This is a genomic window from Leucobacter denitrificans, assembly GCF_014396385.1.
In the GTDB taxonomy this organism is placed as follows: domain Bacteria; phylum Actinomycetota; class Actinomycetes; order Actinomycetales; family Microbacteriaceae; genus Leucobacter; species Leucobacter denitrificans.
This window is the reverse complement of record NZ_CP060716.1, coordinates 373,636-393,709: the sequence shown is the minus strand read 5'-3', so window position 1 is coordinate 393,709 and position 20,074 is coordinate 373,636. Positions and strand designations below refer to the sequence as shown.

General features: G+C 57.3%; 19 protein-coding genes, 1 tRNA gene, 1 other RNA gene and 1 pseudogene. 12 read left to right on the top strand and 10 right to left on the bottom strand.

What is annotated here, in order from left to right:
• Positions 1-50: 50 nt before the first annotated feature.
• Positions 51-254: a methionine aminopeptidase gene (locus tag H9L06_RS01920; RefSeq protein ID WP_187555615.1), complete on the bottom strand. Its 204-nt coding sequence runs from the start codon at positions 252-254 to the stop codon at positions 51-53.
• A 40-nt stretch (positions 255-294) separates the two neighbouring features.
• On the opposite strand from H9L06_RS01920, the gene map reads away from it, so the two are divergent.
• Positions 295-1,164, top strand: a complete 870-nt coding sequence (map, locus tag H9L06_RS01915) for a type I methionyl aminopeptidase (RefSeq protein WP_187555614.1) — start codon at positions 295-297, stop codon at positions 1,162-1,164.
• A 1-nt stretch (position 1,165) separates the two neighbouring features.
• Here the strand turns inward: map and rnpB are convergent.
• The 6 genes and pseudogenes from rnpB to H9L06_RS01885 form a co-directional block, all read right to left on the bottom strand.
• Positions 1,166-1,536, bottom strand: an RNA gene (gene rnpB, locus H9L06_RS01910) — RNase P RNA component class A.
• 8 nt (positions 1,537-1,544) lie between these two features.
• The gene (locus tag H9L06_RS01905) at positions 1,545-2,291 is read right to left on the bottom strand and encodes a zinc ribbon domain-containing protein (RefSeq protein ID WP_187555613.1); all 747 of its coding nucleotides are present in this window, start codon (positions 2,289-2,291) and stop codon (positions 1,545-1,547) included.
• A 10-nt stretch (positions 2,292-2,301) separates the two neighbouring features.
• Complete coding sequence (locus H9L06_RS01900) at positions 2,302-3,126, bottom strand: Nif3-like dinuclear metal center hexameric protein (protein ID WP_187555612.1); 825 nt, start codon at positions 3,124-3,126, stop codon at positions 2,302-2,304.
• 27 nt (positions 3,127-3,153) lie between these two features.
• Entirely contained in the window at positions 3,154-3,813 is a 660-nt protein-coding gene (locus H9L06_RS01895) for a methionine ABC transporter permease (protein WP_187555611.1), read from the bottom strand.
• Positions 3,813-4,840 (bottom strand): annotated as a pseudogene (locus H9L06_RS01890) (methionine ABC transporter ATP-binding protein). Before H9L06_RS01890 ends, H9L06_RS01895 begins: the two are co-directional and overlap by 1 nt.
• 12 nt (positions 4,841-4,852) lie before the next feature.
• Positions 4,853-5,764: a MetQ/NlpA family ABC transporter substrate-binding protein gene (locus H9L06_RS01885; RefSeq protein ID WP_187555610.1), complete on the bottom strand. Its 912-nt coding sequence runs from the start codon at positions 5,762-5,764 to the stop codon at positions 4,853-4,855.
• Between the two features lie 218 nt (positions 5,765-5,982).
• Here H9L06_RS01885 and H9L06_RS01880 point away from each other — a divergent pair, with 218 nt between their 5' ends.
• The 3 genes from H9L06_RS01880 to H9L06_RS01870 are packed head-to-tail and all read left to right on the top strand — an operon-like array spanning position 5,983 to position 8,966.
• Positions 5,983-7,422 (top strand): glyceraldehyde-3-phosphate dehydrogenase, encoded by a 1,440-nt coding sequence (locus tag H9L06_RS01880; protein WP_187555609.1) that lies wholly within the window; start codon positions 5,983-5,985, stop codon positions 7,420-7,422.
• 31 nt (positions 7,423-7,453) lie between these two features.
• Positions 7,454-8,305, top strand: a complete 852-nt coding sequence (locus tag H9L06_RS01875) for a universal stress protein (RefSeq protein ID WP_187555608.1) — start codon at positions 7,454-7,456, stop codon at positions 8,303-8,305.
• Positions 8,306-8,312: 7 nt separating this feature from the next.
• A complete protein-coding gene (locus tag H9L06_RS01870) occupies positions 8,313-8,966 on the top strand; it encodes an MBL fold metallo-hydrolase (protein WP_187555607.1) in 654 nt (217 codons plus the stop codon).
• A gap of 14 nt (positions 8,967-8,980) precedes the next feature.
• On the opposite strand, the gene H9L06_RS01865 is transcribed toward H9L06_RS01870, so the two are convergent.
• Complete coding sequence (locus H9L06_RS01865) at positions 8,981-9,496, bottom strand: flavin reductase family protein (protein ID WP_382336672.1); 516 nt, start codon at positions 9,494-9,496, stop codon at positions 8,981-8,983.
• Between the two features lie 199 nt (positions 9,497-9,695).
• On the opposite strand from H9L06_RS01865, the gene H9L06_RS01860 reads away from it, so the two are divergent.
• Together H9L06_RS01860 and H9L06_RS01855 are read left to right on the top strand one after the other, a co-directional pair.
• A tRNA-Val gene (locus tag H9L06_RS01860) sits at positions 9,696-9,771 on the top strand.
• Between the two features lie 104 nt (positions 9,772-9,875).
• The gene (locus H9L06_RS01855; RefSeq protein ID WP_187555606.1) at positions 9,876-10,514 is read left to right on the top strand and encodes an alpha/beta hydrolase; all 639 of its coding nucleotides are present in this window, start codon (positions 9,876-9,878) and stop codon (positions 10,512-10,514) included.
• A 19-nt stretch (positions 10,515-10,533) separates the two neighbouring features.
• Here the strand turns inward: H9L06_RS01855 and H9L06_RS01850 are convergent, their stop codons facing one another.
• Positions 10,534-11,499, bottom strand: coding sequence for an AEC family transporter (locus tag H9L06_RS01850; RefSeq protein WP_246454443.1), 966 nt, complete (start codon positions 11,497-11,499; stop codon positions 10,534-10,536).
• An 84-nt stretch (positions 11,500-11,583) separates the two neighbouring features.
• A complete protein-coding gene (locus tag H9L06_RS01845) occupies positions 11,584-12,045 on the bottom strand; it encodes a peroxiredoxin (RefSeq protein ID WP_187555605.1) in 462 nt (153 codons plus the stop codon).
• 247 nt (positions 12,046-12,292) lie between these two features.
• On the opposite strand from H9L06_RS01845, the gene aceE reads away from it, so the two are divergent.
• From aceE to H9L06_RS01815, 6 genes are all read left to right on the top strand, one after another.
• Positions 12,293-15,019 carry a pyruvate dehydrogenase (acetyl-transferring), homodimeric type gene (aceE, locus tag H9L06_RS01840; protein ID WP_187555604.1) on the top strand — a complete coding sequence of 909 codons (2,727 nt, stop codon included), beginning with the start codon at positions 12,293-12,295 and terminating at the stop codon, positions 15,017-15,019.
• 10 nt (positions 15,020-15,029) lie between these two features.
• The gene (locus H9L06_RS01835) at positions 15,030-16,241 is read left to right on the top strand and encodes a PucR family transcriptional regulator (RefSeq protein WP_187555603.1); all 1,212 of its coding nucleotides are present in this window, start codon (positions 15,030-15,032) and stop codon (positions 16,239-16,241) included.
• 79 nt (positions 16,242-16,320) lie between these two features.
• Entirely contained in the window at positions 16,321-17,238 is a 918-nt protein-coding gene (locus tag H9L06_RS01830) for an ACP S-malonyltransferase (protein WP_187555602.1), read from the top strand.
• A gap of 16 nt (positions 17,239-17,254) precedes the next feature.
• Positions 17,255-18,259 carry a beta-ketoacyl-ACP synthase III gene (locus H9L06_RS01825; protein ID WP_187555601.1) on the top strand — a complete coding sequence of 335 codons (1,005 nt, stop codon included), beginning with the start codon at positions 17,255-17,257 and terminating at the stop codon, positions 18,257-18,259.
• Between the two features lie 107 nt (positions 18,260-18,366).
• Positions 18,367-18,615, top strand: coding sequence for an acyl carrier protein (locus H9L06_RS01820; protein WP_099725062.1), 249 nt, complete (start codon positions 18,367-18,369; stop codon positions 18,613-18,615).
• A 132-nt stretch (positions 18,616-18,747) separates the two neighbouring features.
• On the top strand, positions 18,748-19,989 hold the full coding sequence (locus tag H9L06_RS01815; RefSeq protein ID WP_187555600.1) for a beta-ketoacyl-[acyl-carrier-protein] synthase family protein: 1,242 nt from the start codon (positions 18,748-18,750) through the stop codon (positions 19,987-19,989).
• The last annotated feature ends 85 nt before the right edge of the window (positions 19,990-20,074 follow it).

The window sequence follows — 20,074 nt, the reverse complement described above, 5'->3', positions numbered from 1 at the left end:
GTTGGCTGACTCGTTCAGACTATCGGTCGCACGCGCTCTCGGCGCGAACTTTAGGCGTTGTCCTCATCTTCTTCATTCCAGGCGCGTGCGCGCTCGGCAACTGTCTCTTCTGCGTGCTCTGCTTCGGCTCGGCTCGCAAACGGCCCGAGTCGGTACATCGCGAGTGACTGCTTCCCCACTTCCACTTCGCGAGTTCGTGTATTAAACCAGTATTCCTCCGCGGGGCCCTCGATGCCCCATTCACTCTTACTCATGGCGATCCTCCTCACATCTCGCTCCTCCTAGACTAGAACCATGCCCTTCGACGATCACGGTTTTGTTGTTCCCGGCGCGTTCCCTGCGACCCGCATCGTTCCTCCCCAGATCGAGCGGCCTCCGTATGTGGGTCTACAGACCCCACCTCCCTATACAGGAGACAACACGTATTCAGACGACGAGATTCGCAAAATCCGTGAGGCCGGCCGCATCGCCTCGCGTGCGCTCGACGCTGTTGGGGCAGCGGTGGCACATGGGGTTACCACGGCCGAACTCGATCGAATCGGCCATGAGTTTGTCGTTGGATCGGGCGCCTACCCCTCGACGCTCGGATACCGGGGTTACAGAGCGTCGACATGCACCTCAGTAAACGAAGTAATCTGTCACGGGATCCCAGACGACACCGTGCTCAGGGAGGGTGACATCGTCAACGTCGATATCACGGCATACCTCGATGGGTATCACGGCGATACGAATCGAACGTTTCGGGTTGGCACCGTTGGCGAAGAAGTGGATCTGCTCATCGAGCGCACTCACGAAGCAATGATGCGCGGAATCAAAGCGGCGAAGCCCGGCCGCGAGGTAAACGTCATCGGGAGAGTCATTGAGACTTATGCCAAGCGATTCGGTTATGGAGTCGTTCGTGATTTCACGGGTCACGGCGTCGGCTCGGCTTTTCATTCAGGCCTCATCATTCCCCATTACGATTCGGCACCCCGATTCAATGACGTCATCGTGCCTGGAATGGTATTCACCGTAGAACCCATGCTCACCCTGGGCACACATGAGTGGGAGATGTGGGACGACAACTGGACAGTCGTAACGAAAGACAAGTCGATTACCGCACAATTCGAGCACACAATCGTGGTGCGTGAAAACGGATTTGAGTTGCTGACCATCTCTGACTGAGTGGAACGGGCCGGCTGTACGCCGGGTTCTGTCCCGTGTAAACACGGTGACGGTCATCTCTCTCGGGACCCTGTTGCCAGTGCCCTCTAGCGGCCTACCCGCAGACTCGGCGGGGCGCGTCATCATCTGCTGTCTGGCCTTGCTCCGAACGAGGTTTACCTGGCCGCTCGTGTTACCACGAGCGCCGGTGGTCTCTTACACCACCCTTTCAGCCTTACCCATCTCAGCGAACCTCGATGGGCGGTCTACTCTCTGTTGCACTTTCTCGCGGGTTGCCCCGGGTGGGTGTTACCCACCGTTCTCCCCTGCGGAGCCCGGACGTTCCTCGGCGCGTAATGCAAGCATTCGCGACGCGACCGTCCGCCGACCCGTTCCGAGTTCTAGTGTACCTGCGTCTCGGTGGACTCTGAGTCGCGCACGAGGATCGCACCTGTTGTTGGGCACAGCACAATTTCATCAGGGCTCGTGGATCGAATATCGCTGAGTTCGGCAGGGGTCAGTGACATTCCACTCGCTTCGGAGACGTTGCCCTGGAGCCTTGCTGCGCCAATGCCTACTTGCGCACGAATCTTTTCGTACAGCGCGAGCAAGTCTCCTTGTACTTCTGCACTAATGTTTGCCCGCTGTTCTTGAGCTTCCTTGCGCTGTGTCTCAATCGCGAGCTCTGCACCCTGAATTCGATCTTGAATGGCGTCTCGTCGAGCATTCACACCTGCGAGCAGGGCTTCAGCCTCAGTGAATACCGCCTCGGCTGACTCGACGACCTCCATGGATTCCAGTTCCCTGTCTTCGAGCTCTGACTTGCGTCGCATGAGCGTGTCAATTTCAGACTGAATCGATACCGCTTCTTTACTCGAGGTACTCGCTGCAATAAGCGCGTTGTCTCGCTCGAGTCGCTGCTCGACCACCTGCACGTCGGATTCGATGCGGCTGAGTTCAAGACGGCGAGTGTCGAGTTCACGCTGCGCGTCCATAAACGTATTTCGCGCGGCTTCTCGCTCGTTTTCAAGTGCCGCGAGCTCTGCCCGCTCTGGCAGTTGATCTAATTGCTTTCTGAACCTCGCCATTTGATGGTCAAGCTGTTGGAGGTCGAGGAGCAGTTGCTGCTGGCGCTGGGTAGCCTTCATACGCACAAGCCTACTGCCAGACCGCGAAATCCCACGGGTCCGTGCGAAGCGTACTGACGCGTATCTCAACATTCGGGAGCTTCTCGCTCAGCATTGCTGCCGCACCCTCCAGCCAGAGCGACTCGCTCGCCCAGTGGGCGACATCGATGAGCGCTGGTCCGCCAGCTACAGTCGCAAGTTCTAGGGATTCCTGGGCCGGGTGGTGGCGAAGATCTGAGGTGAGATACACATCGGCCGATCGAACAAGTGGGTGGTCGAGCAGACTGTCTCCGGCTCCCCCGAGCAGTGCGATCCGCTGCACCAGGCGCTCGCCGTCACCGGCCACGCGAACTCCGCTCACGGTCTGAGGCATTTCGCTCGCGACGCGTTCGGCGAACGATCGAAGTGACATCGGCTCGACGAGCGTTCCTACTCTGCCAATTCCAGAGGAGTGCCCGGGCTCGAGCGGAACGATCGGTACTGCATCAAGCAAGCCGAGCCTGGACGCGATGACATCAGATACGCCGTCTTCTGGCTGGTCGGCATTCGTGTGCGCGGCTATAAGCGCACACTTTCCCCGAATAAGTTCGGCGAGAAGCGCACCCTTACTCGTGTCCTCTGCGACTGAGTGGATCCCACGAAGAAGCAGCGGGTGGTGCGTAATGAGCGCGTCGGCCTCCCACTCCAATGCCTCGCGAACGGTGGCACGCACCGCGTCAACCGCGAGCAAAACTCGGTGGATCGGCTCTTCAGGTCGCCCACTCACAAGCCCCACTCGGTCCCAGGCTTCAGCCGTTGATTCTGGCCAGAGTTCGTTGGTGACGTTACGCAGGTCTGCGAGTGTGTAGGAAGCCATGCCTCGAGGGTACCGGCTCTACACGAACTATCGCCGCAGCAGTTTGCGAGCGATAACATTGCCGAGCAGCTGAATGAGCTGCACGAGCGCAACGATGATGAGTACTGAGGCCCAAGTCACCCAAGGGTTGAACTGTCGGTAACCGTATTGCAGCGCAAAGTTACCTAGTCCGCCAGCACCCACGACACCAGCCATCGCAGACATGTCTACAACAGCGATAAAGGCGAACGTATATCCGAGCACCAGCGGGCCGAGACCCTCTGGGATGAGAACCGTAAGCAGGATCCGCAACGGGCTTGCCCCCATCGCGCGAGCTGCCTCAATCTGGCCGGGAGGCACCGTGAGCAGATTCTGTTCGACCAGGCGCGAGATGCCGAATGATGCCGCAACTACGAGAGCAACGATGAGCGCCGGCCCACCAATCCCCTTGCCCGTAATGACGCGCGCCAGCGGCATGATGACCGGAATAAGAATGACGAACGGAATCGGTCGGAAAAAGTTGACCAGGAAGTTGAGCACCCAGTACACCGGGGTGTTCTGCAAGATGCCACCCTGCCGGGTCGTCGTCAGCAACACTCCGATGATGAGGCCAAATATGCCGCCGAGGAGCATCGCGAAGCTCACATAGATAAGCGTTTCGAGCGTGGCATCTGCGATTTTTGGCAGCAGTTCAATGAGGCGATCCACTATGCGAGCACCTCGAGTTCTGTTTCTTGTGCGAGGGCCGCAATCGCGTGCTCAACCTGCACGCCCTCACCGATCAATTCGAGCGTGAGTTTGCCGAATGAGCGGCCACCAACGTCGGTAATTCCTCCGTGCACAATGCTCACACCAACACCGCGGTCAGCGAGTGTGCGAAAGACAACCGGCTGGTCAACTCCTCCGTCGCGGAGCGTGACGGAGATCAGCTTGCCCCTGTGTTTTTCGCGCAGTGCGAGTAGGTGCTCTGGATCGGGAACCGTTGGCAGCGCAGTCGAGACAAAGCGTCGGGTCGTATCGGTCTGAGGTGCGGAAAAGACGTCAAACACGTCTCCCTGCTCAACCGCTCGGCCGCCTTCCATCACTGTCACCCGCTGCGCTATCTCGCGTACGACATCCATTTCGTGCGTGATGAGCAAGATGGTGATGCCGAACTCTCGATTCACTCGAGCAAGAAGCTCGAGAACCTCGCGCGACGTGTCCGGGTCTAACGCACTCGTGGCTTCATCTGCAAGTAAGAGACCGGGATTTGTAGCAAGCGCGCGAGCGATACCGACTCGCTGCTTTTGTCCGCCCGAAAGCTGCTCAACGTGGGAGTGCGCGTACTCTTCGAGCCCGACATAACTCAGTAGCTCCAAGACCCGAGCTTGACGCTCATCACGTGGAGTACCCGCTACAACGAGTGGGTACTCCACGTTCTTAAAGACTGTCTTCGAATGAAAGAGGTTGAACTGCTGGAAGATCATTCCGATGCGCGATCGAACATGACGAAGTTTTGACTCGGATAACCCGGTAATCTCAACACCGTCGATGAAGATCTGACCGCTTGTCGCACGCTCAAGCCCATTCACAAGTCTGAGTAGCGTGCTCTTACCTGCCCCGAGTATCCGATCACCGCGTGGATCTCCCCCGATGCGATCTCTATAGATACATCATCGACGGCCACTGTTTCAGTGGTGGATCGGCCCCGCGCTGGATAGCGCTTCCCGACGGAGAGCAGTTCAACGCGAGTCATAAGACCCTCAGTTTAGCCCTTCGATGCGCGGTAATCTTCTTCAGCCTGCGCAAGAATTGCAGCGAGCTCTTCGCGTGGTGTCTGGAGGAGCACCGCGCCATCGCCAACATAGTCCTTGACTGCAGCCTGAACCTTTTCGTTGTTCTGGTAAATATCGACGAGCTTCAGGTAGGTCTCATTGTCGGCATCTTCCGAACGTGCCGCAAAGATGTTGGTATACGGCGCGACCGCGGGGTCATCGGCGCTGTCGGCGCCGAGTGAATCAGCGAAATCAAGCCCTGCAGGCTCGACGTAGTCGTTGTTGATTACACCAGCGTCAACGTCTGGCAACGAGACTGGAATAATGTCTGCGGCAACTTCAGTCACCGTCACCTTGGACTTGTCAGCGATGATGTCATCAGGACTTGAGGTTGCGCTTCCGCCATCCTTCAGCTCGATGAGACCGAGCTTCTGCAATACGAGAAGTGCGCGAGCACGGTTTGACTCGTCGTTTGGAATCGCGACAACGCCGCCCTCTGGAATATCTGCGAGATCGTCGTACTTATCCGAGAAGACGTTCATCGGGTAGACAACGGTAGAACCGATCGCAACCAGGTCTTCATCTGCGTCGACATTGTAGTTCGCGAGATAGATGATGTGCTGGAACTGATTGAGGTCGAGTTCGCCCTCAGTGAGCGCGGGGTTCGGAATCGGGTATTCGGCGAAATCTACGATTTCGACCTCAATACCCTCATTCGCTGCTTCCTCGACGAAGACATCCCAATAGGGCTGGCCGCCGGGTACAACACCGATTCGGACTGGACCAGCCGAGTCTCCCTCGTCAGCGCCCGTATTAGCATCAGACGCGCAACCAGTAAGCGCAGTGACGGTGAGGGCAAGAGCCGCGACTGAAGCGGCGAGGATGCCGCGCTTCTTCACAGACATGTGAGTTCCTTTGTTAGAAAGTAATATCGGGGCGCTGCTCAAGGTGCAGGTGGGCACCGAGACAGCTTTACCCTTCTAGTGTGGGCGTTGTCTGATGAATCCCCGAATCGGCGTGTCATATAGCGTCACGCTCATGGGATACTTGTACGGAGCACAAGTTTTCGGTCGCACCTACCCGTAACGGCGCCCGATAAAGCCGGAAGGAACCAGCCGTTCAGATGAATCAGCCCGCTATTGACCACCTTGAGGCATGGAACGCAAAGCAGGAAATTGCTGAGCGAATGATTCCGCTCATCGGTCAACTGTATCGAGATCACGACATCGTAATGTCTGTACACGGACGCAGCCTCATCGGCCGATCCGCAATCGACATTATTCGCGCCCACAGCTTCGCTCGAAAGATCGATGACGTCGAACTCTCACTCGCTGACACCTCCGCGGTCGTCGAGGCGCTCGCAGCAATACAGCCTGGCCCAGCATCCGTAGACCTCGCACTCCTCGCGAACGGATTCAAGGCTTCAGGGTCTAGTGACCTTGAGAACTATCTTCGAGATGCGCTCGCCGCAGCTGCGGGTACAAGGCCGGCCAAGGGCCGCGATGTCGTTCTTTACGGGTTCGGCCGTATTGGTCGACTTCTCGCACGCATAATGATCGAGCACGCAGGCAGCGGAAACGGCCTGAATCTCCGTGCGATCGTAATTCGACGCGGATCGGATAACGACCTCCAGAAGCGCGCGAACCTTCTGCGTCGTGACTCAGTACACGGGCCATTCAATGGCACCATCAAGGTCATCGAGGACGAGAATGTCATTCTTGCGAACGGTGTTCGCATCCAGGTTATTTACTCGAACGACCCATCAACAGTGGACTACGCGAGCTATGGCATCGAAGATGCAATTCTTGTCGACAACACTGGCCGCTGGCGCGACGAAGAGGGTCTGAGTCAGCACCTAAACAGCTCTGCAATCTCACGTGTTCTTCTCACAGCTCCTGGCAAGGGCGATTTGCTCAACATTGTCTATGGCGTGAACAACGACCAGATCACCAACGACCAGAAGATCCTGAGTGCCGCATCGTGCACCACGAACGCGATCACGCCGGTACTCAAGGTACTGAATGACCGCTTCGGTGTGAAGCAGGGCCACGTAGAAACCGTGCACTCATACACGAACGATCAGAACCTCATCGACAACTTCCACAAGGGTGATCGCAGAGGCCGTTCGGCAGCGCTCAATATGGTGCTTACTGAGACCGGCGCAGCAAAGGCCGTTGCAAAGGCTCTTCCGGAGTTCGAAGGCAAGCTCACAGGTAACGCAATCCGCGTTCCTACGCCTGACGTTTCAATGGCCGTACTCAACCTGCAGCTCGAGGCCGAGACGAGTCGCGAAGAGATCAATGAGTTCTTGCAGCAGGTTTCACTCACCGGCCAGTTGCGCACGCAGATTGACTATGTCGAGTCACCTGAGATTGTCTCTACCGACTTTGTGGGTTCGAACCGCGCAGGAATCGTTGACGGCCTTGCCACAATTGTCACTGGATCAAGCGCTGTGCTGTACGTCTGGTACGACAACGAGTATGGTTACAGCTGTCAGGTTGTTCGAGTAATTGAGCAGCTGGCAGGTAGTCACCCCGTTCAACTTCCAGAACTCAGCGCGTAGCGGAGCATTACCGATAGGAAGGAATCACAGCATGTCTGAAAAGTACCTCATCGGAGTCGACGCTTCGAACCATTCCCGTGCTGCGCTTGCCTGGGGACTCGAAAGAGCACGACACCGTGGTGCAAGCGTTGAGCTCATTCACATTGCAGATGATTCCTTCCTTTCGGAAAGCGTGGCCTTTCTCTCGGAAGCTCAGGTTGCCTCCGAGCAGATGCTCGCAAATGAGATCGACTACGCCACGAACACACTCGGTTTCACCGGCAACATCACCGGGACCGCGGTGGTCGGCCACCCAATCGCTGAAATCGAACTCGCATCCAAGCATGCGGATCTGTTGGTTCTCGGCGCTCACAGTGGAAGCAAGTTCGCTGGTTCGATTTTTGGAACCCGTGCGGTCAAGATCGCGGCAGTCGCGCACTGCCCCGTTGCGGTAATTCCGGCGGAGCAGACCGAGGCCGGAACTGGGATCGTCGTGGGTGTTGACGGCTCTGAGTCGTCTAAGCTCGCGCTCGCGTTTGCTGCCGAGGAGGCATCCCTCCGGTCTCAGCCGCTCATCGCGGTCTACGCGTGGATGCCACCGCTCACTCCAGGGCTCGAATACCTCTGGAGCGAAGAGCTTGTTACCGCGCAGCAAGCCGCTGCTGAAGAAGCAATCGCGATCGCCGTTGCAGGACTCGCATCGAGATACCCTGATCTCGAGGTGCAGCGTGAAATTGTGCAGGCTCCCCCGGTCACTGCCCTCTTGCAAGTTGCGGCAAAGGCCGACATGCTGGTCGTCGGAAGCCGCGGCCGTGGGGGGATTTCCCGCCTGCTGCTCGGATCGGTGAGCCACGGGGTACTCAGTCAGCTCCCGTGCACAACCGTTGTTACACGAGCTGAATAAGTAATCCATGACCGACGGAGTTCGCATCGAACGCGTCATCACCCAAGGGGTACTCGGGTTAGGAAAGCCTGGGTACCCACCCGAGGGTATCCCCATCGAGAATAATGTCTGGATCCTCGGCGATGACTCTTCTGCACTGGTCATTGATGCGGCCCACGACGCTGCTGAGATTGCAGCGGCAATTGGCGATCGTGATCCACTTGGCATTTTGCTCACGCACGGCCACGAGGACCACATCAACGCTGCAGTTGAACTCGCGTCGCGTCTGGACACCCACCTCTATCTGCACCCCGCAGACCAGTTTCTTTGGGAACAGACCGTGGGGAGTGAAATCCTTCCGGATTTTGAGTTAGCCGACGGCGCAATCTTTTCGGTGTGTGGCTCTGAGTTAGTGACGATCCACACACCAGGGCACACCCCAGGCTCTGTGAGCTTTTATTTTGATGCTCTCGGAACACTCTTTTCCGGGGACACTCTCTTCCAGGGAGGCCCAGGCGCCACTCGTTGGGACTATTCGAGTTTTTCTCAGATTCTTGAGTCGATTGAGTCGAAGCTCTTGGTGCTCCCCGGAGACACCCAGGTGCTCACTGGTCACGGAGATGCGACCAGCATCTGCGCTGAATCAAAAGATCTTGAGGCCTGGAAGCAGCGGGGTTGGTAAGTCAACGCGCTGACTTACAGTGGATCGCCCAACCCGCGGAACTGCCGGTCAAGGTACACCATCGGATCCGCTGACTCGGCAAAGTGGGCGTCGAGCACACCCGCGACCACTATGACGGACGAACCGACCTCCAGCGTGTGAAGTGCTCGACACCGAAGCGCAGCGCGCACGTTTGGCAAATATGGCTCACCGGTAGGCAGCGTAGTCCAGCCCTGCTCGGGCGTGAAGCGTTCGGCACCAGTTACGGCAAACGACTGCGCGATGCTTGCGTGGCGCGAGTCTACGAGATGCACGAGGAATGTGTCGGCGTGTAGCACTCCCCCTGCACTACCGGTCGCACGGGTGACTGAAAACGCAATCGCTGGTGGATCAACAGCCACTGAAGCAACGCTCGAGACCGTAAGTCCCACCGGGCCTTCGGGCGTCTGCGCGGTGATGACACCAATGCCCGCTGGGTGTTCCCGAAATGCCCGCTTGAGCGCTTCTCCAGCCTCAAAGCCTCCCGTGGATCCGCTCTCGTTCTGCACCACTGTGCTCGCTGCCGCCACTCTTCACCTGTACTTTCCTACCGTTCGCGGGAGTTTCTCGCATAGCCAACAACCCCGGTTTTCATCGCGATATTCCCAGTGTGTCACTATGCGACGCGCCGAATCTTCAAGTTATGGGCGCTCGATTAGATTTGCACCCCCATTTCCCACTAGACTAATCGAGTTCGCAATTGCGGGCGGAGGGCCTTTAGCTCAGCTGGTAGAGCGCCACGTTTACACCGTGGATGTCATCGGTTCGATCCCGGTAGGGCCCACCACTAGAAGAAATTCCCGAGTAATCGGGAATTTTTCTTTTTCTGCGCTGTTGTCGTTTGCAAAGCAATCGCGATCCACACACCTACGCAGGAAACGCAGAAACTTCATGAGCAGCACTCAATCAATACTTAAGGCCATCACTTCACCGAATTGGCAAGCCGACCAGGCTGAAAAGGTCGCACTGTTCCTCCACGGGTTCGGTTCAAACGAAGAAGACCTTCCCGCGCTCGCCCAGGTGCTTCCCGAGGGAATGCAGTGGGCGTCACTTCGCGCACCCGTCTCTCTCGCTCCCACGCAGCACGCTTGGTTCCACATTACCGAACCCGGTAATCCCGATCCCATCGCGCTCGAGCAGGCGACAGATGCAATTTGGCGATGGGTAGACACGACACTCGCGCCGCACTCAGTTGTCGTACCAATCGGGTTTTCGCAAGGCGGCCTCATGGCCTCTCAACTGCTCCGCACGAGACCGGAGCGAGTGATGGCTCCGGTCATACTGGGCGGGTTTGTAGCTGGCGGATCGATGCCAGCAGACGAACAGCTCTCTACACAACGCCCTGCGGTATTTTCGGGACGCGGAATGGAGGATCGTGTGATCCACCCGGCCGCCGTAACCCGCACAGAGGAGTGGCTACCTGGCCACACCACTCCGACGATCAGGAATTACTCGGGCCTTGCACACGGCATCAACGCAGAGGAACTCATTGATGTAAGGGAGTTCTTAGCGCTCTCAATCTCCGAGTAGGGTCGCCTCCCAGCGTTGGCTAGGCAAGCATCGCAACAACCGCAAAGGTTCCAAAACCTATAAGTGTCGACAGCAGAATCACCCGTGCGATCCGCCCATTGTCAGCCCCAAGTCGCTCCGCGAGCATCGACACGTTCGCGGCCGATGGCAACCCCGCAACCAACACCAAGACGCGAAGATCAGCCGCCTCGAGCGGCAGACCCAAGTGGATCGCCAAATGACCGAGCAACCACACAAGCGTCGGGTGAACGAGCAACTTCAATGATGTGAGCCAGCTCACGTCTCCAGCGAGTATCCCACTTCCGCTTCGATCATCTGGGATCCGCCGAAGTGCCTCACGCGCCAACACCGCACCAATGGTGAACAGCGCGACGGGCGTGGCAGCCGCGCCAAGAATCGTGAGAATGCTGTCTATCGAGGTTGGTATTTCCCAGCCAGTCAATCCCCACAGCGCACCGAATACGATCGCAAGCAGCATCGGATTCGTCACAACTCTCACAAGTGCAGTTCGGGCTTTCGTAATCGCACTGCCGTGGGTGCCCTGCTGAGACATCGCAAGCGCCACCGATTGCATCACCACGATGTCTACAAGCAGTGTCGTCACAATCGGACCCGCAGCGTACTCCCCAACTAGCGCGACGATCACCGGGATGCCCAAGAACGTAGAGTTCGAAAAGACAGAGATGAGGCCACCAAACGAGGCATCAAGCCAACTGCGTTTTCTCCACAGCCCTGTCGCTATCGCAAGCGTCATGATGAGGAGGCCCGAAATGATCCACAACGAAAGTGTGGTCGGATCAATGAGCTGCGCGACCGGAGTTCGTGCTGCGAGCTGAAAGAGCACCGCTGGGAGTGCGAAATAGAGCACGAATGTATTGAGTCCGGGTACGGACTCAATAGGCATGAACCTCGATCGCGCTGCGATGTACCCGATAAGAACGAGTGCAAAGAATGGAATGATGACCGAAAGCGTATGCATTGCCATACTCCTTCAGCGTCGTCGATGCACCTGAGCCAGCAGCTTGAAGTCCGGCCTACTCGATCATAGCAACCCTGGTAGTACCAGAGCCTAATTCAGGGCGTCGACAGCCTCTTGGTACGCAGAGAAATCTCGTGCTTGACCCGGTGCGGTCTCGAATGACGCAAGAACCTTGCGCCCCTCTCCAATAAGCAGCGTTGCGCGGGTGGCAATTCCACGTTCCTCAATGAACACGCCGTAGTCCTGCGCAACCGCTCCGTGCGGCCAGAAGTCAGAAAGAATCGAAAAGTTATAGCCCTCATTCGCAGCCCAAACCTTGAGGGCCGAAACAGAATCCACAGAGATTCCCAGTAGGCGCACGTTCTTAGTTTCAAACACTGTCAGGTTGTCACGAAGTTCACACAGCTCACCAGTGCAGATTCCGGTAAACGCAAGCGGGAAGAAGACGAGCGCTACTGGGCCTTCCGATACAAGCTCGCTCAGTGTGAGCTCTTCTCCGTGCTGATCAGAAAGTGTGAAGTCAGGTGCGATTGTGCCAACTGCGAGAACCATTACTGCAATGCCTTTCGTGCGCGTACGCGCGTTACTATCTCGATACCGCACCCCAGACTAGCGGTGGAACAACCGAACATTGTTCAAAATTGACACTTCACAACCATAAATCGCGCGTTTTGTCGTGGATGTTCGCTAGTCTGGAAGACGCCCCCAATCGAGGGACGTTTTGCGTTGCGCGATCGAGGTGACGAGAACTCACCAGTTTTCTCACTCGCGCGCACTATGGCGATTTAGGAGTATTCCCGTGGCTGTGAACACACAAGACCCATACGCGCCGGATCACGACGACATGGATCCAACCGAGACCGCCGAGTGGCGTGAATCGCTCGATGATCTTGTCGAGACACGTGGCCCCGGGCGCGGCCGCGAGATCATGACAAGTCTTCTTGAACGATCTCGAGAGTTGCACCTCAGCGTCCCAATGGTTCCCACCACTGATTACGTGAACACGATCGCCTCAGAGAATGAGGCTGAGTTCCCAGGCGATGAGGAACTGGAACGGCGCTACCGGTCTTGGATTCGTTGGAATGCTGCAATGACGGTTCACCGCGCACAGCGGCCCGGCGTCGGTGTCGGCGGCCACATCTCGACATATGCTTCGGCGGCTTCGCTATATGAGGTTGGCTTCAACCACTTCTTCCGCGGCCAAGACCACCCAGGAGGCGGCGACCAGATCTTCGTGCAAGGACACGCCTCCCCCGGCATGTATGCACGCGCATTCCTTGAGGGGCGTTTGACCTCCGATCAGCTCGATGGGTTTCGCCAGGAGAAGTCGCATGCACCGAACGCACTTCCCAGCTACCCACACCCGAGGCTTCTGCCCGATTTCTGGCAGTTCCCTACCGTGTCGATGGGCCTTGGACCGATCAATGCGATCTATCAAGCTCAGCTCAATAAGTACCTGACCAATCGCGGCATTAAAGATGCGAGCGATCAGCATGTCTGGGCGTTCCTCGGCGATGGCGAAATGGACGAGGTTGAGAGCCGTGGGCAACTCCAGGTCGCAGCGAATGAAGGACTCGATAACCTAACATTCGTCATCAACTGCAACTTGCAAAGACTTGACGGTCCCGTGCGCGGCAACGGCAAGATTATCCAAGAGCTCGAGAGCTACTTCCGTGGCGCTGGGTGGAACGTCATTAAGGTTATCTGGGGTCGCGAATGGGATGACCTGCTCGCTCGAGACACCGATGGTGCTCTGCTGAACATTATGAACACCACGCCAGACGGCGACTATCAGACATACAAGGCTGAGAACGGTGCGTTCGTTCGAAATCACTTCTTCGGTAAAGATGAGCGCGCACTCGAACTCGTCAAGGATTATTCAGATGAAGAGGTCTGGGGTCTGCGACGTGGTGGTCACGACTACCGCAAGGTGTACTCGGCATATAAGGCAGCTCTCGAACACAAGGGTCGCCCCACCGTCATTCTCGCGAAGACAATCAAGGGTTACGGACTAGGCCCACACTTTGAGGGTCGAAACGCAACTCACCAGATGAAGAAGATGACGCTCGAAGACTTGAAGCTCTTCCGCGACACGATGCACATTCCTATTAGTGATGCGCAACTCGAAGAGAACCCATACTTGCCTCCCTACTACCATCCGGGCAAGGATGACGAGGCGATTAAGTACATGGAGCAGCGACGTCAAGAACTTGGGGGCTACCTCCCAGAGCGCCGCACAAAGCATGTTGCTCTCGACCTTCCTGAAGACAAGAGCTACGCAATTGCTGCCAAGGGAACGGGACAGCAAGAGGCCGCGACAACGATGGTCTTCGTTCGTTTACTCAAAGACCTCATGCGGGACAAGGGTATGGGCCACCGCATCGTGCCAATCATCCCCGATGAGGCACGTACGTTCGGGATGGACTCGTACTTCCCGACATCCAAGATTTACAATCCGAATGGACAGAATTACACCTCAGTTGACCGTGAGCTTCTGCTTGCTTACAAGGAAAGCCCTCAAGGCGTTCTGTTGCACGTCGGCATTAACGAAGCCGGCGCGGCAGCCGCATTCACTAATGTTGGCACCTCATACGCAACGCATGGTGAACCACTTATCCCTATCTACATCTTCTACTCGATGTTTGGATTCCAGCGCACGGGAGATGCGATCTGGGCGGCTGGCGATCAGATGGCCCGTGGTTTCATGATCGGCGCAACTGCTGGGCGTACGACGCTTACCGGCGAGGGTCTGCAACACGCTGACGGTCACTCGCTGTTGCTCGCATCGACGAACCCGGCGGTCGTGTCCTACGATCCGGCATACGGGTATGAAATCGGGCACATCGTGAAGTCGGGCCTCGAGCGGATGTACGGTGGTGAACACGAGGACCCGAACGTTATGTACTACCTCACCGTGTACAACGAGCCAATGTTGCACCCGGCAGAGCCCGAGGGCACTGATGTTGAGGGCATTGTTCGAGGCATCCATCGCGTGAGCGAAGCCAAGTCGGGCACGCATCGGGCTCAGATTCTTGCATCAGGTGTTGCCGTGCCGTGGTCGATAGAGGCCCAAGATCTTCTCGCAAAGGACTGGGACGTTGCCGCTGACGTGTGGAGTGTCACCAGCTGGTCCGAGCTCCATCGCGATGGTGTTGCAGTTGACCAACACAACTTTGAGAACTTCGGTGGCGAGCAGCGCACCGCGTACCTCACTGAGAAGCTTTCAAACGCTGAGGGCCCGAAGGTTGCAGTCAGCGACTGGTCGAAAGACGTTCCCGAGCAGATTCGGCCATACGTACCGGGAGACTACTCTGTGCTCGGCGCAAACGGCTTCGGTTTCTCCGACACCCGAGCTGCTGCCCGCCGCCACTTCCACATTGACCGCGAGTCAGTTGTAGTCAAGGTACTGCAGCGGCTCGCACTCGAGGGCAAGATCGACGCAAGCATTCCTGTGGAGGCTGCAAAGAAGTACCGTCTCGACGATGTGCTCGCTGGTACCACCGGCGGCGCTGGCGGGGATGCGTAGTCAGGCGCTCATGACAACGGGAACAAAAGAGCAGGAACTCGCGTGGCTGCGAACAATCGCTGGTGAACTCGCAACGCAAACTGTAACGAGACTTGAAGACACACTCCCCTGGTACGGGAGCATGCCGCCAAGCCGCAGGTCAGCTGTTGGTTTGGTCGCGCAAACTGGCATCAGCTCGTTCATCCAGTGGTATGAAGACCCAACTTCAACACCCTGGATTGCATCTGATGTGTTCAGTTCTGCACCCCGAGAACTCTTACGTTCAATCAGTCTGCAGGAAACACTTCAACTCATTCGTGTAGTCGTGACTGTGGTAGAAGACAGAGTCACCCCGCGTAGTGAAGCACTGCGGGAGGCAGTGCTTCACTACTCACGTGATGTAGCCTTCGCTGCAGCAGATGTGTATGCGCGGCAAGCCGAAGCCCGAGGCCTCTGGGACGCGCGACTTGAGGCCCTCGTGGTGGACTCGATTCTCACCGGTGAGTCTGACGACGAGCTGCCGAGCCGCATCGCAGCCCTCGGGTGGCATGGAGAGGGCGAAGCAGCTGTACTTGTTGGCAGTGCAGAGCGCAGTGTCGATGTGGATCAGTTGCGCCGCACCGCGCGCCACGCCGGCGCCGATGTATTAATTGGTTTGCAAGGCACACGACTCGTGTTGGTGCTTGGGCGAATGGTTCCTCAGCCTCACGATGCCGAAAAACTGCCCGCAGCAGAAGAGCCCCTGCTGTCGTTCCTCGATATCGCAACACGCCTAAGTGAAGGATTCGGTGACGGACCGCTAGTTCTCGGACCGACGGTTGACACCCTCATTGAAGCATCTCGAAGCGCACGAGCAGCGCTTGCTGGCGTCGCAGTTGCGAGGTCATGGCGCCACGCACCTCGCCCCGTGCTTGCAGATGACTTACTTCCAGAGCGCGCCCTCGCGGGTGATGGGTTGGCACGGCGCACGCTCATCGAGCAGATTTATGAGCCACTGCTGGCCCACTCAAGTGAACTCATGGAAACACTGTGGTGTTACCTCGACAACGGTCGCTCACTTGAAGGAACCGCGCGTGAATTGTTTGTACACCCAAACACTGTGCGGTATCGCCTGAAGAAGGTTTCAGAAGTCATTGGCTGGAACGCAACGGGAGCGCGCGAATCTCTCATCTTGCAGTCAGCGCTCATCGCGGGCTCTATCGCTCAGCAGGGCAATCGGCGAGGGAACCGACGGCAATCCTAGCCATAACCTACAAGGATTTATCAAATTTGTGGTCGAGTCTATGCAGTCTTAGGCTGGCCGATCTGAGAAACTATTAGACGTGATTGTTATCGCCTGCCCAGGACAGGGCTCACAGACTCCAGGCTTTCTTGCTGATTGGATTGAAGACGATGCTGCGCGATCCTTTTTAGGTACCGCCTCGGAAGCCTCCGGCGTAGACCTCGTTATGCATGGCACAGTCAGTGATGCTGACACCATTCGCGCAACCGAGACCGCTCAACCTCTTATTGTTGCTGCATCAATTCTTACCTGGCGTGCTCTTGCATCCAGGGTTGACCTTACAGATGTGGGAGTCGCCGGACATTCAGTTGGCGAGTTCGCCGCCGCCGCCGCTGCCGAAGTGTTCAGCGAAGTTGATGCCGTTCGACTTGTCGGTGTACGTGGCCGCGCTATGGCAGAGGCTGCGGCAGTTGAGAAGACGGGAATGTCAGCCGTCGTCGGCGGCGTTGAAGAAGACGTTCTGGCAGCTATCGAAGCAGCGGGCCTGACTGCCGCAAACCGCAACGGAGGCGGGCAAATTGTGGCGGCGGGAGCATTCGACGGTCTTGCCACCCTTGCCGAGAGTGCACCGCGCGGTGCTCGCGTCATCCCACTCCAGGTTGCTGGAGCTTTCCATACGACCTACATGGCGAGTGCAGTTCCGGTGCTCGCTGAAGCCGCCGCGGCGACTAATGTCTCCGACCCGTCCCATAGTCTTTGGAGCAATGCAGACGGTGGGCTGGTGACGAGTGGTTCGGCATTCCGCGACTCACTTGTCTCGCAAATTGCACACCCGGTGCGGTGGGACTCATGCATGGAGTCGTTTACCGCTGCGGGAATCACTGGGCTTATCGAGCTTGCACCCGCGGGCGCACTCACAGGCATTGCGAAGCGTGGCCTCAAAGGCATTCCCTCTGTTGCAGTGAAGTCACCAGCAGACCTCGACGCGGCCGTTCAACTTATCGCCGACGCGGCGTAACCGAAAGGAACGAATCTTGGCATCTCTCGTACAGCCAACTGGTCCGGCACACACACGCATCCTTTCGGTTGGCGCCGCTCGCGGCGACCTCGATGTTCCGAACGATGATCTCGTTGGTCCGATCGACTCATCAGATGAGTGGATCCGCCAACGCACTGGAATCATTCAGCGCAAGCGCGCGAGTGCCGACATCCTTGCGGTCGACCTCGCGGTTGATGCCGGCGAGGAAGCCATCACGAAATCAGGACTTGATAGATCCGAAATCGATGGCGTAATCATTTCAACTATTTCCAACACGGCGATCACCCCGTCAATGGCGGCGCTGGCCGCTCATCGTTTGGGGCTCACCCCAGCCGCTGCATTCGATATTTCTGCAGCCTGCGCGGGATATGTGTATGGGGTTGGGCAAGCCGATGCGCTTGTTCGCTCAGGTACATGCAAGAACGTTCTTGTTATCGGCGCTGAGAAGCTCTCAGATGTCGTGTCCCCCACCGATCGTTCGATTTCGTTCCTTCTCGCGGACGGCGCGGGTGCGGTCATTGTTGGCCCGAGTGATCACACTGGTATCGGCCCGACAGTTTGGGGTTCCGATGGTGAAAAGTGGGAAACCATCGGCATGACCTCGTCGTTCCAGCAGTACCGGAACGGTGGCGGACTCGTCGAGTGGCCGACACTGCGTCAAGACGGCCAGAGTGTGTTTCGCTGGGCGGTTTGGGAGATGGCAAAGGTTGCACGCCATACCCTCGAGGTCTCGGGTATTGAACCGGGTGATCTCGGAGCATTCATTCCGCACCAGGCAAACATGCGAATTATTGACGAGTTCGCAAAGCAGTTGAAGCTGCCCGAGAGTGTAGCAATCGCTCGCGATATCGAAATGCAGGGCAACACTTCGGCTGCGTCCATTCCACTCGCAATGCACACGCTGCTGCAAGAGCAACCAGAACTCTCTGGCAAACTCGCACTGACGATTGGCTTCGGTGCGGGTCTCGTGTACGGAGCGCAGGTCGTCGAGCTTCCCTAGCCCACCACCCTCGCGTTTCCCGCGCGCCGGTAAGTCGGGCAAAGGAATGTGCGAGAAAATATCCCACATACGTTTCATCTCAAGTCCAATCAAATAAGGAGAAACACATGGCATTCAGCAATGAAGAGGTACTTGCAGGTCTTGCAGAACTCATCAACGATGAGACTGGAATCGCTGCAGACGTTGTCGCAGCAGACAAGTCGTTCACCGATGACCTCGATATCGACTCAATCTCGATGATGACCATTGTCGTTAACGCAGAAGAGAAGTTTGACGTCAAGATCCCCGATGAGGAAGTCAAGAACCTCAAGACCGTTGGTGACGCAGTAGATTTCATTGTTAAGGCTCAGGCCTAACAACAACAGTCGCGGCTGGGAGGGGCGCGTGAGACATCGCATGTGCGCGCCCCACCCCAACGCCGCCTAATTTCCCAAAGTTTTGCCGGATTTACCGGTTCCACCTCCTCACACTCGCGGAGAGCACACAACATGAGCAAGAAGATCGTAGTCACCGGCATCGGGGCCAGTTCACCGCTTGGCGGCACAGCACCCGAGAGCTGGGAGTCCCTCCTCGCTGGTGAGTCGGGCGTTCGCACCCTGGAGCAGGAATGGGTAGCGCAGTATGAACTCCCTGTCACTTTCGCGGGTCAAGCGCGAGTTCACCCATCAGAAGTGCTAGATCGCCCGATAGCGAAACGCTTAGACCCGTCGAGCCAGTTCGCACTCATCGCAGCGAAGGAAGCATTTGAAGACGCCGGCACACCGAACGTTCACGCCGAGCGACTCGGCGTTGACTGGGCAACTGGCATCGGCGGCGTGTGGTCGCTTCTCGATGCTTGGGACACACTGCGCGAAAAGGGGCCTCGCAGAGTCATGCCGCTCACCGTCCCCATGCTTATGCCGAATGCCCCTTCCGCGGCCGTATCCATGCATTTCGAGGCACGAGCATACGCACGCACCGTTGCGTCGGCGTGTGCCTCAAGCACAGAATCAATTGCGAACGCATATGAGCACCTACAGCTCGGTCTGGCTGACGTTGTAATCGCTGGCGGATCAGAGGCTGCGATCCACCCCGTTACGATCGCTTCGTTCGCGGCGATGCAAGCTCTGTCGAAGCGCAACGACTCCCCCGAAACAGCGTCGCGTCCGTACAACATCGATCGCGATGGGTTCGTTATGGGCGAGGGTGCGGCTGCGCTCGTACTCGAAACTGAAGAGCACGCTTTGGCTCGTGGTGCCAAGATTTACGCAGAAATCGCAGGCGGTGGTGTCACTGCTGACTCGTACCACATCACGGCTAATGACCCAGAGGGTCACGGGGCAATACGTGCAATGAAGCTGGCTCTTTCACAGGCCGGTGCACGACCAGAGGAAGTGACGCATATCAATGCTCACGCAACCTCGACTCCTGTCGGTGACATCAACGAGTACACCGCATTGCTCGGAGTATTCGGTGATCGAGCTCGTGAAATTCCAGTTTCTGCAACGAAGGCTGCCACTGGTCACCTGCTCGGTGGCACAGGTGCACTTGAGGCGATGTTCTCAATTCTCGCCGTACACAATCGCACAGCTCCCCCAACTATCAACCTCGTAAATCGAGATCCGGAGATTCCACTCCAAGTCTCGAGCGATCCACAGCCCCTCGGCGATGGCCCACAGCTGGCAATCTCGAACTCGTTTGGTTTTGGTGGCCATAACGCAGTGATCGCAGTACGTTCCTACGACTCGTAAGATTTCACGGACCGGACTAAGGTTCACAACAAAGGGGCCGCGTACCCACCAGATGGTGAGGACGCGGCCCCTTTGTTGTATAGAC